The organism is Pseudomonas sp. PAGU 2196 (assembly GCF_022179005.1).
Classification (GTDB): Bacteria; Pseudomonadota; Gammaproteobacteria; order Pseudomonadales; family Pseudomonadaceae; genus Aquipseudomonas; species Aquipseudomonas kermanshahensis.
Map to the genome: position 1 here is coordinate 1 of NZ_BNTL01000004.1, position 14,851 is coordinate 14,851.

The 14,851-nt window shown below is 62.6% G+C and carries 15 protein-coding genes; 8 read left to right on the forward strand and 7 right to left on the reverse strand.

Annotation, left to right across the window (positions count from 1 at the left end; translation table 11 throughout):
* Nucleotides 1–121: 121 nt before the first annotated feature.
* Nucleotides 122–1,936 carry an ABC transporter ATP-binding protein/permease gene (locus MFF34_RS04425; protein ID WP_238210524.1) on the forward strand — a complete coding sequence of 605 codons (1,815 nt, stop codon included), beginning with the start codon at nucleotides 122–124 and terminating at the stop codon, nucleotides 1,934–1,936.
* Between the two features lie 32 nt (nucleotides 1,937–1,968).
* Here the strand turns inward: MFF34_RS04425 and MFF34_RS04430 are convergent, their stop codons facing one another.
* Entirely contained in the window at nucleotides 1,969–2,673 is a 705-nt protein-coding gene (locus MFF34_RS04430) for an SOS response-associated peptidase family protein (RefSeq protein WP_238210532.1), read from the reverse strand.
* Between the two features lie 99 nt (nucleotides 2,674–2,772).
* On the opposite strand from MFF34_RS04430, the gene MFF34_RS04435 reads away from it, so the two are divergent.
* Nucleotides 2,773–3,201: a LexA family transcriptional regulator gene (locus tag MFF34_RS04435; protein WP_027593988.1), complete on the forward strand. Its 429-nt coding sequence runs from the start codon at nucleotides 2,773–2,775 to the stop codon at nucleotides 3,199–3,201.
* Nucleotides 3,202–3,208: 7 nt separating this feature from the next.
* Here MFF34_RS04435 and MFF34_RS04440 read toward each other — a convergent pair whose 3' ends face one another.
* Entirely contained in the window at nucleotides 3,209–4,411 is a 1,203-nt protein-coding gene (locus MFF34_RS04440; RefSeq protein WP_238210534.1) for an MFS transporter, read from the reverse strand.
* Between the two features lie 135 nt (nucleotides 4,412–4,546).
* Between MFF34_RS04440 and umuC the strand changes: the two genes are divergently transcribed.
* Nucleotides 4,547–5,821 (forward strand): Y-family DNA polymerase, encoded by a 1,275-nt coding sequence (umuC, locus tag MFF34_RS04445; RefSeq protein WP_238210536.1) that lies wholly within the window; start codon nucleotides 4,547–4,549, stop codon nucleotides 5,819–5,821.
* A 58-nt stretch (nucleotides 5,822–5,879) separates the two neighbouring features.
* Here the strand turns inward: umuC and MFF34_RS04450 are convergent, their stop codons facing one another.
* From MFF34_RS04450 to MFF34_RS04460, 3 genes are all read right to left on the reverse strand, one after another.
* Entirely contained in the window at nucleotides 5,880–6,194 is a 315-nt protein-coding gene (locus tag MFF34_RS04450; RefSeq protein WP_238210538.1) for a DNA-binding transcriptional regulator, read from the reverse strand.
* Complete coding sequence (locus MFF34_RS04455; protein WP_099429957.1) at nucleotides 6,181–6,501, reverse strand: transcriptional regulator; 321 nt, start codon at nucleotides 6,499–6,501, stop codon at nucleotides 6,181–6,183. The genes MFF34_RS04450 and MFF34_RS04455 overlap by 14 nt, the downstream gene beginning before the upstream one ends.
* A gap of 104 nt (nucleotides 6,502–6,605) precedes the next feature.
* Nucleotides 6,606–7,889: an arsenic transporter gene (locus MFF34_RS04460; RefSeq protein ID WP_238210789.1), complete on the reverse strand. Its 1,284-nt coding sequence runs from the start codon at nucleotides 7,887–7,889 to the stop codon at nucleotides 6,606–6,608.
* Between the two features lie 240 nt (nucleotides 7,890–8,129).
* On the opposite strand from MFF34_RS04460, the gene MFF34_RS04465 reads away from it, so the two are divergent.
* The 5 genes from MFF34_RS04465 to MFF34_RS04485 all read left to right on the forward strand — a co-directional run bounded on the left by MFF34_RS04465 (nucleotide 8,130) and on the right by MFF34_RS04485 (nucleotide 13,307).
* Nucleotides 8,130–10,370, forward strand: a complete 2,241-nt coding sequence (locus MFF34_RS04465) for a TonB-dependent siderophore receptor (RefSeq protein ID WP_238210540.1) — start codon at nucleotides 8,130–8,132, stop codon at nucleotides 10,368–10,370.
* A 176-nt stretch (nucleotides 10,371–10,546) separates the two neighbouring features.
* Nucleotides 10,547–10,834: a hypothetical protein gene (locus tag MFF34_RS04470; RefSeq protein WP_027593983.1), complete on the forward strand. Its 288-nt coding sequence runs from the start codon at nucleotides 10,547–10,549 to the stop codon at nucleotides 10,832–10,834.
* Nucleotides 10,831–12,351, forward strand: a complete 1,521-nt coding sequence (locus MFF34_RS04475; protein WP_238210542.1) for a PepSY domain-containing protein — start codon at nucleotides 10,831–10,833, stop codon at nucleotides 12,349–12,351. Before MFF34_RS04470 ends, MFF34_RS04475 begins: the two co-directional genes overlap by 4 nt.
* Nucleotides 12,348–12,680, forward strand: coding sequence for a DUF3325 domain-containing protein (locus MFF34_RS04480; protein WP_238210544.1), 333 nt, complete (start codon nucleotides 12,348–12,350; stop codon nucleotides 12,678–12,680). Before MFF34_RS04475 ends, MFF34_RS04480 begins: the two co-directional genes overlap by 4 nt.
* Nucleotides 12,681–12,767: 87 nt before the next feature.
* Nucleotides 12,768–13,307 carry a histidine phosphatase family protein gene (locus MFF34_RS04485; RefSeq protein WP_238210545.1) on the forward strand — a complete coding sequence of 180 codons (540 nt, stop codon included), beginning with the start codon at nucleotides 12,768–12,770 and terminating at the stop codon, nucleotides 13,305–13,307.
* A gap of 12 nt (nucleotides 13,308–13,319) precedes the next feature.
* Here the strand turns inward: MFF34_RS04485 and MFF34_RS04490 are convergent, their stop codons facing one another.
* The gene (locus tag MFF34_RS04490; RefSeq protein ID WP_027593979.1) at nucleotides 13,320–14,105 is read right to left on the reverse strand and encodes a sulfite exporter TauE/SafE family protein; all 786 of its coding nucleotides are present in this window, start codon (nucleotides 14,103–14,105) and stop codon (nucleotides 13,320–13,322) included.
* A gap of 121 nt (nucleotides 14,106–14,226) precedes the next feature.
* Nucleotides 14,227–14,832 carry a helix-turn-helix domain-containing protein gene (locus MFF34_RS04495; RefSeq protein ID WP_238210548.1) on the reverse strand — a complete coding sequence of 202 codons (606 nt, stop codon included), beginning with the start codon at nucleotides 14,830–14,832 and terminating at the stop codon, nucleotides 14,227–14,229.
* Nucleotides 14,833–14,851: the final 19 nt, after the last annotated feature.

A 14,851-nucleotide genomic window follows, 5' to 3' on the forward strand; every position in this document is an offset into this window, starting at 1 on the left:
TAGGGGTTTTGTCTTTTCCGGCCGTCAACACTGGCCGTGATGATGAAACATGCGTCATCCATGCCTGATAAAACCTGAGGTAATGCTACCCTCGCGGAAATACTCAGCATGGATACCCATCATGGAAATGAACTGGCACCAGGCCCTGCAAGAGAGCCTGAGCTGGCTGGCAATCGCCTCGTTCATCACCCTGGTCTGCTTCACCGCAGCGGCGACACTGGCAGTGCGCTTTACACGCTGGGGCAGCCAATTCTGGCAGCTCGCCGGGTCGTATTTCAGCTTCAGGCGCAGCTGGCGGCCGCTGTTGGTGTTTGCCCTGTTATTGGTGATGACGCTGTTCTCGGTGCGCCTGAACGTGCTGTTTTCGTTCTGGTACAACGGTTTCTACAGCGCCCTGCAAGGCCTTGATCAGAGCGCCTTCTGGTACCTGCTAGGCGTATTTGCGGTGCTCGCCACCATCCACGTGCTGCGCTCGCTGTTCACGTTCTACGTGACCCAGGCCTTCAGCATTCACTGGCGAGTCTGGCTCACTAAGCGCCTGACGCGCGACTGGATGCACGGCGATGCTTACTACCGCGGCCAGTTCCTCGCCGAGCCCGTAGACAACCCCGACCAGCGTATCGAGCTGGACGTCAATGCTTTCGTCACCAACTCCGTGTCGCTTGCCCTCGGCGCAGTCAGTGCGCTGGTGTCGTTGGTGGCATTCACGGGCATCCTCTGGGGCTTGTCGGCACCGCTGGCAGTGGCGGGGGTCGAGATCCCACGGGCGATGGTCTTTGCTGTGTACCTGTACGTGATCGTCGCCACTTGGATTGCCTTTCGCCTTGGACGCCCGTTGATTCGTCTGAACTTCCTCAACGAGAAACTCACCGCTAACTTCCGTTACGCGCTGATGCGCCTGCGTGAAAATGCCGAGAACATCGCCTTCTATCAAGGCGCACAGGTAGAGCGGGGCACATTGTTGGGTCGCTTTGGCGCATTGATTGTCAACGCTTGGGCATTGGTCTTCCGAAACTTGAAGTTCAGCGGCTTCAACCTGGGTATCAGCCAGGTTGCCGTGGTGTTCCCCTTCATCCTTCAGGCGCCGCGTTTCTTCAGTGGCGCTATCAAGCTTGGCGACGTAATGCAGACCTCCCAGGCCTTTGGCCAGGTGCAGGATTCGTTGTCCTTCTTCCGCGAATCCTACGACGCATTTGCCCAGTACCGCGCCACCCTCGATCGTTTGACGGGCTTTCTCGATGCCAATGAACAGGCCAGTTCGCTGCCGCGCGTCACTACCGAGCAACAGCCGCATGCCCTGGACATTGCCGGTTTGCAGGTACTGCGCCCCGATGGCCATCCCCTTATTGCCGACCTTGATCTGAGCCTGCGCGCTGGCCAGGCGCTGTTGATCAAAGGGCCTTCAGGGAGTGGTAAAACCACCTTGTTGCGTGCACTGGCTGGGCTCTGGCCTTACGCTGAGGGTGAGGTCAGGCGCCCCGTGGGGCACCAGGCGCTGTTCCTGTCTCAGCGCCCGTACCTGCCACTAGGCGACCTAAGCACCGTTATCGCCTATCCATCGGCCAGCGCACCCGAGCATGAAGTGCGCATGCAGCAAGCCCTGCGCCAGGTCAACCTGGCCCACCTTGTCGAACGCCTGGACGTCAGTTGCGACTGGTCGCACATCCTCTCGGTGGGTGAGCAACAGCGCTTGGCGTTTGCCCGGGTGCTGTTCAACCAGCCCCAAGTAGTGTTTCTCGACGAGTCCACCTCGGCCATGGACGAAGGGCTGGAGCATACGTTGTATGGGCTTTTGCGCAGCGAGATGCCGCAGGCCCTGTTGGTGAGTGTTGGCCACCGCAGTACGTTGGCGGCGTTCCACACACATCGACTCGAGGTGGATGGGCATGGGGGCTGGTCGGTCATGGAGCAGCAACCGGCGCACGTTCCGGTTTAGCGGAGGGCTAGGAGGGTAATGACAGCGCAGCGTCAGGGTTGATGCTCGGCATCCTGCATCACGATCAACTCGGCCCCGTCGTTGCGCACATTCCCGACAGCCTTGCTCACCGGGAACCACTCGAACGCCTCGACCGGCAGGCACCGCTCTCGTGCCAGGCGCTCGGCTTCCTCGGCGGGTACGTCAGCGTCAATCCATATGCGCGCATCCGCCGGCTCAAGCACCAGAGGCCGGCGGTCATGGATGTCGACCATGCCCTCGTCACTGGCGGCGGTGATGATCACGAAGCCATCGCCTTCGTTAGGCGCCATCCCCGTGTGCACTTCGGCCAACGCGGCCATGAACATCGGTGCCTGGCTTTTCAGGCGGATGTAGTACGGCTGCTTGCGTTTGGCGTCATGTGGGTCGGCCACCCATTCGTACCAACCATCCGCCATCACCAACGCCCGCCCCTGCGGCCACAGGGCTTTGAAAAACTTGCCGGTGGTAACCGTCTCTACCCGGGCGTTGATCGGGGCGGGGCGTTTGCCGGTGGCCCAGAACGGTGCCCAGCCCCAGTGGCAGGGGTCGACGCACAGCCCGTCCTCGGCACGGTGCAGGATCAGCACCCGGCTGCCGGGGGCGACGTTGTAGCGACCGATCGGCAGGTTGTCATAGCCGCTGATTACGTCCTGTTCGGCGTTCAGTTCACGCAGGTAATCGGCCAGGCCTTGATATTGGGCGAAGCGTCCACACATGACATGTACCCCACTTGTCGAAATGTCCTACGCCGAAATTGACCTGATGCTCGGTAGAACGATACTGTATCTATATACAGTTAAATTCAAGGCCGTGCCATGACTTCCATCCTGGGTCCCATCACCTGCGGTAGCGGTGCTGTTTCGCGTTATCTGTTCCGCATCCCGGCTGGCTTTCCGTCGCCGGCGGCGGATCACATGGAGCAGCCCATCTCGCTCGATGAACTGTTCAACCTGCGTGCCCCGCATATGTATTTGGTCAGGATAGACGGCGACAGCATGCAGGGCGCCGGGATCTTCGACGGCGACCTGGTGCTGGTCGACCGCTCCCTCGAGGCGCGGCATGGCCAGATCGTGATCGCAGCGGTCAATGGCGAACCGCTGTGCAAGCGGCTGCATAAGGTGGGTGGGCAGGTGGTGCTGCGCTCGGAGAATCCGCGTTACCCCCCACGTTACATCCTCGAAGGCGATGAGTTGACGATCTGGGGTGTAGTGACCTTCAGCGTGCGCAGCCACGATCCGAAATAGCGGCCGTTCAGCGCAGCAAGCCAACCCCAGTCAGGGTAATCCCAGCGAACACTGCGCCCAGCAGAAAGGTGGCCTGGAACCCGACCCCATCCCACATCAGCCCGGCCACCACGCTGGCGACCAGCAGTGCAATGCCGGTCAGCAGGTGGAACAGGCCGAACGCGGTACCGCGCAGGTTGGCCGGGGCGCTGTCGGCGATCAGCGCGGCAAAGACGCCTTGGGTGAAACCCAGGTGCAGCCCCCAGGCCACTACCCCCAGCGCCAGCCCGGCCCAACCGGGCCACAATGCCAGCATCACGTCAGCCAGCAGCAGCAGCCCCAGCCCTGCCATCAGTACACCACGGCGGCCAAGCCTGTCCGACAGCACTCCGGCGGGGTAGGCCGACAGCGAATAGGCCAAGGCCATTACCACCAGAACCGCCGGTGCCCATAACGCGGCCAGGCCCATGTCCTGGGCGCGCAGCAACAAAAAGGCCTCACTGAAGCGTGCCAAGGTAAACACCATGGCCAATGCGATCAGTCGCCAGTAGCCGGCGCCAAGCCGCCTCAGTTGGTGCAGGGCCAGTGGCGAACGCACCGGTCGCGACGTGGCCGTGGCCTCGGGCTCGTGCACGAACACCACAAGCGTGCCGACCGCCACAAACGCAGGGATCACCGCCACCCAGAACACCGTCTGGAAATGACTGGCCGTGAGCCACATCAGCAAGATCGCCAGCAACGGCCCAAGGAAGGCGCCGACAGTGTCCAGTGCCTGGCGCAGGCCGAAGGCGGCGCCGCGCAATTCGGGCGGCGTCACGTCGGCCACCAACGCATCCCGCGGTGCCCCGCGGATGCCCTTGCCGATACGGTCGACAAAGCGTGCCGCGATCAACCAGTCCAGGCCCGAGGCCAAGGGGAATACGGGTTTGGTCAGCGCGCCCAGGCCGTAGCCCACGACCGTGAGCAGCTTGCGCTTGCCCAGCCGGTCGCTCAGTGCGCCGGAAAACACCTTGGTGATCGATGCGGTCGCCTCGGCGATGCCTTCGATAAAGCCGACCGCCACCACCGAGGTGCCGAGCACGGTCACCATGTAAAGCGGCAGCAGGGCGTGGATCATCTCCGAGGAAATGTCCATGAACATCGACACGAAGCCCAGCGCCCAAACACTGCGCGGGATCTTTGGCAGGCCATTGGCGGCAATCGTATGGCCGGTTTTTTCGGTGGTGCGCATTGGCCGTCTCGCGGGGGTTGCTACGTTCAGAACTGTAGGAGCCAGCGCGCAGGATGCAAATCGGATGAATGGAGGAGGCGATAGTGCGCTTATAGGGTGTACTGTATAAATATACAGTCAACGTAAGCCTTCCAGATGAACCCACAGCCCGTTTATGCCCTGATCGACTGCAACAGTTTCTACGCCAGCTGCGAGCGCGTGTTCCGCCCCGATCTGCTGCGCACGCCCATCGTCGTGCTCAGCAACAACGATGGGTGCATCATCGCCCGCAGTGCCGAGGCCAAGCAGTGGGTGAAGATGGGCCAGCCGTATTACCAGATGAAGGACCTGTTGCGCCGCCATGGCGTGGTGGCTTTTTCATCCAACTATGCGTTGTACGGTGACATGAGCCAGCGGGTGATGGCGGTAATCGAAGGCATGGTCCCGGCACTGGAGGTGTATTCCATCGACGAAGCCTTCGCCGACCTGACCGGCGTACCCGGAGACCTCGACTACCTGGGCCGCTGCATCCGCGAGCGGGTGCTCAAGCACACCGGCATCCCCGTCGGCGTCGGCATCGGGGGTACCAAGACCCTGGCCAAGCTGGCCAACCATGCGGCCAAACGCTGGGCCGTTCACAGCGGTGGGGTGGTCGACCTGCGCATCGTGTCGCAGGGTGAGTGGGTGTTGAAAAAGTGCGACGTGTCCGAGGTCTGGGGCATCGGCAAACGCCTCACCGCGCACCTGCAGGGCTTGGGAATCCGCTCCGCCTGGGACTTGTCACGCGCCGATCCAGGCCTGCTGCGCAAGACCTTCAGCGTGGTGGTGGAAAAGACCGCGCGCGAACTGGCGGGCACGCCGTGCCTGCAACTGCAGGACATCGACCCGCCACGCCAGGAAATCTGTTGCAGCCGCATGTTCGGCAAGCGCCTGACCGAGCTGGCACCCATCAAGGAAGCCGTGGCCACCTACGTGATGCGCGCCTCGGAGAAGTTGCGTAGCCAGCGCTCCCTGGCGAGCAAGATGCGCGTCAGCATCCGTACCGGTATGTTCAACCCGGACGAGGCCAAGTACGCCAACGGCGTGGTGGTGCAGTTGCCGTATCCGACAGATGACGTGCGGCTGCTCACACGCATGGCCCTGGAGGCGGTGGGGCGTATCTATCGGCAGGGCTTTCGCTACAGCAAGGCAGAAGTGTTGTTGCTGGAGCTGTGCCAGCGTGGGCAATTCACCGGCGACTTGTTTGCCCCGTCGCAGACGGTGCAGGCGGAGCGGGTAATGGGTGTGATTGACGGTGTCAACGCACGTTGGGGTAGGGGCACGCTGCGCAGTGCAGCGGTACCGGCGGCAGCAGAATGGGCAATGCGGCGCGAGTTGATGAGCGCAGGCTTCACGACGCAGATGGCCGGGTTATGGCGGGTTAATCGCTGAGTCTGACGAGGGCTGCATTGCAGCCCATCGTCGGAAACCCAGCTGAGTCCAGCCCGATTTACCGATCCTGCAGAACCTCGCGGAACACGTCTGGGCGAGAAGCTGCGATATGTAACAATGAACGAGCTGCACCAGAAGGGGTGCGGCGGCCTTGTTCCCACTCTTGGAGGGTACGCACCGAAACGCCTAGCAGCTCTGCGAATTTGAGCTGTGAAAGCCCCGTTCTGCTTCGGGCTTCGGCTGCCTCGGTCACCTCCACCTGGTGCACAGCGCCGTAGCGGCCCGCCTTCACATCCCGGATGGACTCCAGTAATTCTTCACCGATATTGCGAGTGGCATCGCGCAACATCAGGTCTTTTTCAGTCAGGGGCATGGGTGAGCTCCTTTGCAATCTTGCGCAGTACGTGCGCGGGGATATTCTCGGTGGCGCTTTTACAGTAAATCAGCAGTGCAACCAACGTACCGTTGGTGAGCTGGGCTGTGTAGATCACCCGGACCGCTCCTCGTTTGCCTTTGCCGTCCAAGCACCAGCGTACCTTGCGGCATCCCCCTGAGCCGGGAATAACCGTTCCGGCATCAGGGTCATTCGCAAGGTAGGACATGAATGCCCCGTGTTCTTCTATGGACCAATAATCGGGCCATTGTCTTGAAAAAAGTGGGGCTTCAATGATTGTTAGCATACTGTATCCCTACGTCCTTGACGTAGGGATTTTGCTAGAGTTGGGCTAGATGACGAAGCGCAAGGTTGCATCAGGTGGTTGCTAATGAAGCAGTCCAGGCACTATCAAATACTCAACCGCACCGCCAAAGCCGCCAATGTCACCAGCAACACCGGCACCGTCAGCAACACCCCGACCTTGAAGTAATACCCCCAGCCGATGCTGACCCCTTTGCGCGCCAGCACATGCAGCCACAGCAGCGTGGCCAGGCTGCCAATCGGGGTGATCTTCGGCCCCAGATCACAGCCAATGACGTTGGCGTAGATCATCGCTTCGCGCACCACGCCTTGGGCCTCGCTGGCATGGATCGACAGCGCACCGATCAGCACGCTGGGCAGGTTGTTCATCAACGACGACAACAGCGCGGCAATCAGCCCGGTACCGAGCGAAGCCGCCCACACCCCATGGCCGGCCAGCCAGTTCAGCACGCTGCCCAGCGAGTCGGTCAGGCCGGCATTGCGCAACCCGTAGACCACCAGGTACATCCCCAGCGAAAACACCACGATCTGCCATGGTGCTTCGCGCAGCACGCGGCGTGTGGAAATCACGTGACCACGGGCAGCGACGGCGAACAGTACGGCCGCGCAGGCCGCGGCCACGGCACTGACCGGGATACCCAACGGCTCGAGCACGAACAGGCTGGCCAGCAGCGCCAGCAGCACCACCCAACCGACACGAAACGTTGCGCGGTCGCGGATGGCCATGGCTGGAAGCTTGAGCTCATCGGTGGCATAGCGCAGCGGGATGTCGCGGCCAAAGTACACCCTCAGCACCAGCAAGGTGGCTGCCACGGCCACCAGGTTCACCGGCACCATGACCGAGGCATAGGCGTTGAAACCCAGGCCGAAGTAGTCTGCCGAGACAATGTTCACCAAGTTCGACACCACCAATGGCAGGCTGGCGGTGTCGGCGATAAAGCCCGCACCCATGACGAAGGCCAGGGTGGCGGCTGGCGAGAAGCGCAGCGCCAGCAGCATCGACATGACGATGGGGGTAAGGATCAACGCCGCGCCGTCATTGGCGAACAGCGCCGACACAGCGGCGCCCAGCAGCACCATGAAGGCGAACAGGCGGCGCCCGTCACCTCCCGCCCATCGCGCCACGTGCAGCGCCGCCCACTCGAAGAAGCCAGCTTCGTCCAGCAGCAGGCTGATGATGATGAGGGCGATGAACGTCGCCGTGGCGTTCCAGATGATGGCCCAGACCGTGGGGATGTCGTGCAGCGACACCACCCCGCACACCAGCGCGAGCACGGCGCCCAAGGTGGCGCTCCAGCCGACGCCCAGGCCTTTGGGCTGCCAGATGACCAGGGTCAGGGTGAACAGGAAAATCAACGCGGCTGGGAGCATGAACACAAGGTCTCGAAGGGCCAAAGAAGCCGCCACAGAGTAGGGCAAGCACGGGCGTTTCAGCAAAGTTCCGTTACAAACATGTAAGTTTCGTAAATAAGATTTAAACTCATTTGAGAATCACTATATTTACCACCCCTGTTGGCCTCCACTTTGTAGTTGCGAGGCCGGTGGGCGAGGGCTCGCCGGCTTCCTGGCAGGGATGTGCCTTTTCGCTCATGAATCGCAGGAGATGTACCGATGCAATCCAGACCTTCACCCAACAGCCTGGCCCTGGCGTTCGTTGCGTTGGCCTCGCCGGCCATGGTCGCGACTGCCGCCCAGGCTGAAGAGCAACGCGCCGGTGAAGTGCTGGAGGTGCCTGCTGCGCAAAGCGCGCTGGTCATTCAGGACACCCTGGTCACCGCCGAGCGCGAAGCGCGGCAGGCGCTGGGTTCGTCGATCATCACCGAAGAGGACATCAAGCGTCATCCCCCGGCCAATGACCTGTCCGAACTGATCCGCCGCGAACCGGGGGTCAACCTGACCGGCAACAGCGCCAGCGGTGCGCGCGGCAACAACCGGCAGATCGACCTGCGCGGCATGGGGCCGGAAAACACCTTGATCCTCATCGACGGTAAGCCCTCCAGCGCCCGCAATGCCGTGCGCTATGGCTGGAACGGCGACCGCGATACCCGTGGCGAAACCAACTGGGTGCCGGCCGAAGCGGTCGAGCGCATCGAGATCCTGCGCGGCCCGGCGGCGGCGCGTTACGGCTCTGGCGCCATGGGCGGGGTGGTCAACATCATCACCAAGCGCCCGACCGATGAGCTCAAAGGCAGCGTCAGCCTGTACACGCAGATACCCGAAGACAGCGCCGAGGGGGCCAGCCGTCGTACCAACTTCAACTTGGGGGGCGGCCTTACCGAAAGCTTGGGTTTCCGCCTGTACGGTGGCCTGGCCAAGACCGACGCCGACGACCTGGACATCAACGCCAGCCATGCCAACAGTGCGCTGTCGGCCGGCCGCGAAGGCGTGCGCAACAAAGACATCAACGGGATGCTGAGCTGGAAACTCAACGACGAGCACCGCTTTGAAACCAGCGCCGGCTACAGCCGACAAGGCAACATCTATGCTGGCGACACCATGAACAGCAACGGCGGCAGCAATGTCGATCTGATCTCCAGCCTGTATGGCCACGAGACCAACGTGATGCAGCGCAACACCTACGACCTGACCCACCTGGGCGATTTCGTCTGGGGCACCAGCAAGACCACGCTGGCCTACGAGTACGTGCGTAACTGGCGCCTCAACGAAGGCCTGGCCGGGGGCCCGGAAGGCGCGATCAACGACAGCGGCGCCGCCATGTCGCGGCTGCGCAATACTCGTCTGAGCAGCGAAGTTAACCTGCCATTCGCCATGGGCAGCACCGAGCATGTACTGACCCTGGGTGGCGAATACCTGTACGAGTCGCTCAACGATCAGGGCTCGTTCCGCCCGCAGAGTTTTGACCCCAGTGGCGGTGGCAACGACGCGATCAGCGGCTTCGACCGCAGCAACTCGAAGATGACCGCCAAGAGCTACGCGCTGTTCGTCGAAGACAACATCATTGTCGGCGACACCACCGTCACCCCAGGCCTGCGCTTTGACCACCACGAGACCTTCGGCGACAACTTCAGCCCCAGCCTTAACCTGTCGCACAAGCTGACCGAGGCGCTGTCGGTCAAGGGCGGTATCGCCCGCGCCTACAAGGTGCCGAACCTGTACCAGTCCAACCCCAACTACCTGCTCTACAGCCGTGGTAACGGTTGCAGCGTGCAGCAGACCAACTCGGGTGGTTGCTACCTACAGGGCAACGCCGACCTCAAGCCAGAAATCAGCGTCAACAAAGAGATCGGCCTGCTGTACGACCGTGGCACCTGGCGTACCAGCGCGACCTACTTCCGCAACGATTACAAGAACAAGATCATCGGCGACACCGATGTGCTCTACACCATCAACAGCGGCCGCCGCGTGACGCAGTGGGAGAACGCCGGCGAAGCGCGCGTGGAAGGGATCGAGGGCAACTTCTTCATCGAGCTGAGCCCGACCCTGGACTGGAACACCAACCTGACCTGGATGCTCGACAATGACAACCGCGAGACGGGCGAGCCGCTGTCGGTGATCCCGGAGTACACGGTCAATACCACCCTCGACTGGCGCGCCACCGACAAACTGTCGTTCCAGGTGGCAGGCACTTACTTCGGCAAGCAGAAGTCGCCGACCTACAACTACCGCACCCAGGAAAGCTACGACCAGGAGGCGCAGCAGGATGTCGAAGCCTACGGCCTGGTGGACGTGAGCACAGGGTACAAGTTCAACACCAACTATGACGTGCGGGTGGGGGTGAACAACGTGTTCGATAAGCAGATCCTGCGAGGTGGCAATGCCAGCAGCTCGGGCGCCAACACTTACAACCAGCCGGGTCGGGCGGTGTTTGCTTCGTTGAATATCACCTTCTGATCCCAGGGCCGCGGTGCGGCCCAATCCCCCTGTAGGAGCAGCCTTGTGCTGCGAAGCGGTCGATGAAAGCCTCGCGAATCTTCGCAGCTATCACCGGCCTCTTCGCAGCACAAGGCTGCTCCTACAGGGCGATCGGGTTGCGCAGCAGCCCACCCAAGACACTCGAGGAGCTTCCGATGATCCAAGCCCCCGCCTGGCTGCAGATCTTCTCCCGCAGCACCGCGGCGTTGCTGGGCGGTTACGCGTTCAGCTACGCCGCCAGTGCCTGCCTGGCCCGGTTGCTGCCGCTGTCGTCCGCCGACGCGGTCATTGTCGCGACCCTGCCAGCCTTCATCTTCTACACCGGCGCAATCCTCTGGGCCTTTGCCAGCCGTGATGCCGTGCGTGCCTGGGCGCCGCTGGTGCTTGCTGCACCGCTGGCACTGATCGGCTTCTGGCCGCAGGCACTGAGGTGGCTGGCATGAAGAATACCTTCACCCAATCGATGGCCTGGTTGCACACCTGGGCCGGGCTGATTTTCGGCTGGCTGCTGTTTGCCATCTTCGTCACCGGCACCCTGGCGGTGTTCGACAAGGAGCTCAATCACTGGATGAAGCCGGAGGTCCCGGCAACCGAGGTGTCCCAGGCCGACGCCGCGCGGCGGGCCGTTGCCTATCTGCAAGCCCACGAACCGAAGGCCGGCAACTGGGGCATCAGCCTGCCCACCGAGCGTTCGCCCGGGTTGCGGGTGTCCACCGGCGAACGTCGCCATGGCGGTGGCGTGCAGCTCGACCCGCGTTCCGGCGAGGCCATCGAGGTGCGTGACAGTGTCGGCGGCAACTTCTTTTTCCGCTTCCATTTCACCCTCGACTTGCCGCGCAACTGGGGCATCTTCGTGGTCGGTGCGCTGGCGTTGGTGATGCTGGCGGCACTGGTCACGGGCATCGTGATCCACAAGAAGATCTTCAAGGAGTTCTTCACCTTCCGGCCCAACAAGGGCCAGCGCTCATGGCTGGACTTTCACAATGCCAGCGCCGTGCTGTTGCTGCCGTTCCACCTGATGATCACCTACACCGGGTTGGTGATCTTCATGCTCATCTACATCCCGGCAGGGGTCGATGCATTGTTCGAAGGCGACAGCCGCGCGTACTTCCAGGCGCAGGGCAATGCCCGCCTGGAGCAGCCACGGCAACTGGCCAGGCAGCCGGGCGAACTGGTTGATGTGGCGCCGTTGCTGGCTCAGGCCGAGGTGCGGCTGGGGCCGATTGGCGGCTTGAACATCCGCAACCCCAACACCGCAGGCGCGCGTATTGAAATCCGCCCCGAGCTGGGCAACCGGATCGCCCTCGCCAAAGGCCAGGCGATGGTCTTCGATGGTGTCAGCGGCGAGCTGCTTAGCGATGTGCCTGAGTGGCGTGCGGCCCCGCTGACCCAGCGGGTGATGGTCGGTTTGCACTTTGCCCAGTTCGGCGGCTACCCGATGCGTTGGCTGTACTTCATTTGCGGGGTGGTCAGTTGCGTAATGATCGCCAGTGGCCTGGTGCTGTTTTGCGTCAAGCGTGGGCGCAAATATGCCAGCGCCACGGCGCAGCCTTCGGCGCGGCGCTGGTACCGGGTGGCCGAAGTGTGCAATGTCGGCTTCGTCAGCGGGTTGTTACTGGCCTGCGTGGCCCTTCTGTGGGCCAGCCGCTTGTTGCCGGTTGAACTCGTGCAACGGGAAAGCTGGGAGGTGCGCGTGTTCTTTGGCACGTGGCTGCTGGCGCTGTTGCACGCGGGGGTGAGGCCGGCACGGCGCGCCTGGGTCGAGCAATTGCTGTTGGTGGCGCTGCTGTGCATCGGCTTGGCCGCGTTGGGTGGCATGGCTGACGCGATGCGCCTGGGTGTGGTGGCGTGTGCGATGGTGTTGGGCGTGTTGCTGGGGCTGGTGGCTTGGCGGGTACGTCAGGCTGCGTCGGCGCCGCAGAAGACTAGGGCAGGGCGAAGCGTGGAGGCGGGCGCATGATGATGTGGGTTACAGGCGGTGTGTTGTTTGCCTACGTCGGGATGCTCGCGTTGTGCCAGGGCTTGGAGCGGCATTACAAGCATGTCTGGAATCGGCCCTGCCCACGTGGCCTACGCCTGGGGTTGCGAGGGGCAGGGTGGCTGGCGCTGCTGGTCAGCCTGCTGCTGTGCGCCCAGGCCTGGGGTTGGGCCATGGGGCCGGTGGCGTGGTTCGGGGCGCTGTCGCTGGCAGGGATGCTGCTGGTGATGCTATTGCCCTACTGGCCGCGGCTGGCCGTCGGCTTGTCGGCGGCAGTGCCGGTGTGGGGTGTGATGTTGCTGCTGGCTTGACCCGCACAGGCCAGGCGCATTTCGTCGCGCAAAAAAAGTGACGGCATGCTAAACCATGCGCTTCCGCCTGCCATGAAGAGAGCACCGGTGAAAGCCGTTCGCCTGACCCTCGTTTGCCATGCCCTGACCCACGCGCAGAAGACCGGCTGCCTGCCCCGGCCGGAGGACGGCATCCTGGCGCTTGAGCAACCGCCCGTGTCAGCTGGGCCTGCCGTGCAGGTGCTGACTGCGCCGGAGCGGCGAGCCTGCGAGACGGCGGCATTTTTATCAGCGCATGCACGGCTCGAACCTGCATTGGCGGATTGCGACCTGGGGTGTTGGCAGGGCTTGTCGCTCAAGCAGTTGCAGGTAGCTCATCCACAGGCGTTGTCCGAATGGCTGGAAAACCCCGACAGCACACCGCATGGCGGCGAATCGTTCGCCCAGCTGTGCCAGCGCGTAGCGGTTTGGCTGGCGGCGTTCGACACGCCGGGTGAATGGCTGGCAGTGACTCACCCCATGGTCATCCGCGCCGTACTGGTCCAGCTATTGGGGTGTCCGATGAGCGCCCATCAGCGCGTTGATGTGCTGCCGCTATCGCGCCTTGAACTCAGCTTCGCCGGGCAGTGGCGTCTGCGTCTGGGTTGATAGCGGTGGCGGTCAGAAGGCCAGTTTGTAGCCGATCAGCAACAGCATCGCGGCCAGGCACGGGCGCAGCACGCGGTCGGAAATCCGCCCGGTAAGGTGGCTGCCCATGTAGATACCCGGCAGCGAACCAAGCAGCAAGTAACCCAACAGCGACCAGTCCATGTTGCCCATGCCGGCGTGGCCCAGGCCCGCGACCAACGTCAGCGGTACCGCGTGGGCGATTTCGGTGCCGACCAGGCGGCGGGTCACCAGGAATGGATAAAGCAGGAACAAGGCCACGGTGCCCAGCGCGCCAGCGCCGATCGAGGTCAGGGTGACCATGACGCCCAGCACGACACCGGTGAGCACGGTCAGCGTGTTCAGGCTGCGGTCACTGAGGTGATAGTGGTCACCGGCATGACGGCTGGCGAATGCCTGCAGGCGCGATTTGAACAGAATGGCCAGTGCGGTGAGGATCAACACCACGGCCAGGCCTTGCTTGATGATGGCGTTGAGCGCCGAGGTGTCGGTATGCAGGGTGCTGAGGAACCACAGGGTGAGTGCGGCGGCGGGCACGCTGCCCAGGCTCAGCAGGCCGGTGATTTTCCAGTCGATGTTCTTGTTGCGGGCATGCACCCAGACGCCACTGGCCTTGGTGATGGCGGCATAGAGCAGGTCGGTGCCGACAGCAGTGGCCGGGTTGATGCCAAACCACAAAAGAATAGGGGTCATCAGCGAGCCGCCACCTACGCCGGTCATACCGACGATGAAACCCACGACCAGCCCGGCAAGGGTGAAACCGAAAGAACCTACATCCATACGCTACTCGACTGCCCAACTTTGCCCGTTATCGGATGGAAGCCAGCATATAGAATTTTTAATAGCCAAATAGACTAGTTCGTTATTAGGTTATAACTACGTATTGCCTGTACGGCACCGCTTAGCGGTCCGTCATGACCACCATCACCTGCGCATCACCGCCGTCTTCGCTTTCCGACAGGTAAATATGCCCCACCTGGCTATTGAAGTAGGCCGTCTCCTGCGGCCCGATGCTGACGGCTTCACCCGTTTCGAACTCGATGCGCACACGCCCGCTGAGCACCAGTGCGAACTCTTGGCCCGGGTGGCGGATAAAATCGTCGAACTGCCCGCGTTCGCGGGCGATGATGCGGGCATAGGCGGGTGTCATGCGCCGCTCGGGGAATGCACCGGCGATCGGGTGGTAGTCGTAGGTACCCGTCGCGTAGCCTGAGACCGCGGCCAGTGAATCCACCACCACGGTGACCGGCACCGGCGTATCCGCCGTGCCGCTGGCACGGAACAACTGCGCGATATCGACATTCAGCGCGCGGGCAGCGGCGGCCAGTTTTTCGTAACTTACCGAGACCTGGGCAAGCTCCATTTTCGACAAGGTCGACACCGGCACGCCGCTGGCTTCGGACAATTGCTTGAGGGTCAGCTGGCGCGCCTTGCGCACCTGGCGCAGGCGCCTGCCGACGGCGGCGCGGTCTAGCAAGGGCAGTGCATCGGGACGGTCATCGGGCATTCGGGGCACTCGGCATACG

What these genes read in the sequence shown, in the direction of transcription:
- MFF34_RS04475 (WP_238210542.1), top strand. Translation starts at nt 10,831, where the DNA reads ATGAAGAATACCTTCACCCAATCGATGGCCTGGTTGCACACCTGGGCC.
- MFF34_RS04425 (WP_238210524.1), top strand. Translation starts at nt 122, where the DNA reads ATGGAAATGAACTGGCACCAGGCCCTGCAAGAGAGCCTGAGCTGGCTG.
- MFF34_RS04490 (WP_027593979.1), bottom strand. Translation starts at nt 14,105, where the DNA reads ATGGATGTAGGTTCTTTCGGTTTCACCCTTGCCGGGCTGGTCGTGGGT.
- MFF34_RS04435 (WP_027593988.1), top strand. Translation starts at nt 2,773, where the DNA reads ATGACTTCCATCCTGGGTCCCATCACCTGCGGTAGCGGTGCTGTTTCG.
- MFF34_RS04480 (WP_238210544.1), top strand. Translation starts at nt 12,348, where the DNA reads ATGATGATGTGGGTTACAGGCGGTGTGTTGTTTGCCTACGTCGGGATG.
- MFF34_RS04450 (WP_238210538.1), bottom strand. Translation starts at nt 6,194, where the DNA reads ATGCCCCTGACTGAAAAAGACCTGATGTTGCGCGATGCCACTCGCAAT.
- MFF34_RS04470 (WP_027593983.1), top strand. Translation starts at nt 10,547, where the DNA reads ATGATCCAAGCCCCCGCCTGGCTGCAGATCTTCTCCCGCAGCACCGCG.
- MFF34_RS04430 (WP_238210532.1), bottom strand. Translation starts at nt 2,673, where the DNA reads ATGTGTGGACGCTTCGCCCAATATCAAGGCCTGGCCGATTACCTGCGT.
- MFF34_RS04460 (WP_238210789.1), bottom strand. Translation starts at nt 7,889, where the DNA reads ATGCTCCCAGCCGCGTTGATTTTCCTGTTCACCCTGACCCTGGTCATC.
- umuC (WP_238210536.1), top strand. Translation starts at nt 4,547, where the DNA reads ATGAACCCACAGCCCGTTTATGCCCTGATCGACTGCAACAGTTTCTAC.
- MFF34_RS04465 (WP_238210540.1), top strand. Translation starts at nt 8,130, where the DNA reads ATGCAATCCAGACCTTCACCCAACAGCCTGGCCCTGGCGTTCGTTGCG.
- MFF34_RS04495 (WP_238210548.1), bottom strand. Translation starts at nt 14,832, where the DNA reads ATGCCCGATGACCGTCCCGATGCACTGCCCTTGCTAGACCGCGCCGCC.
- MFF34_RS04455 (WP_099429957.1), bottom strand. Translation starts at nt 6,501, where the DNA reads ATGCTAACAATCATTGAAGCCCCACTTTTTTCAAGACAATGGCCCGAT.
- MFF34_RS04440 (WP_238210534.1), bottom strand. Translation starts at nt 4,411, where the DNA reads ATGCGCACCACCGAAAAAACCGGCCATACGATTGCCGCCAATGGCCTG.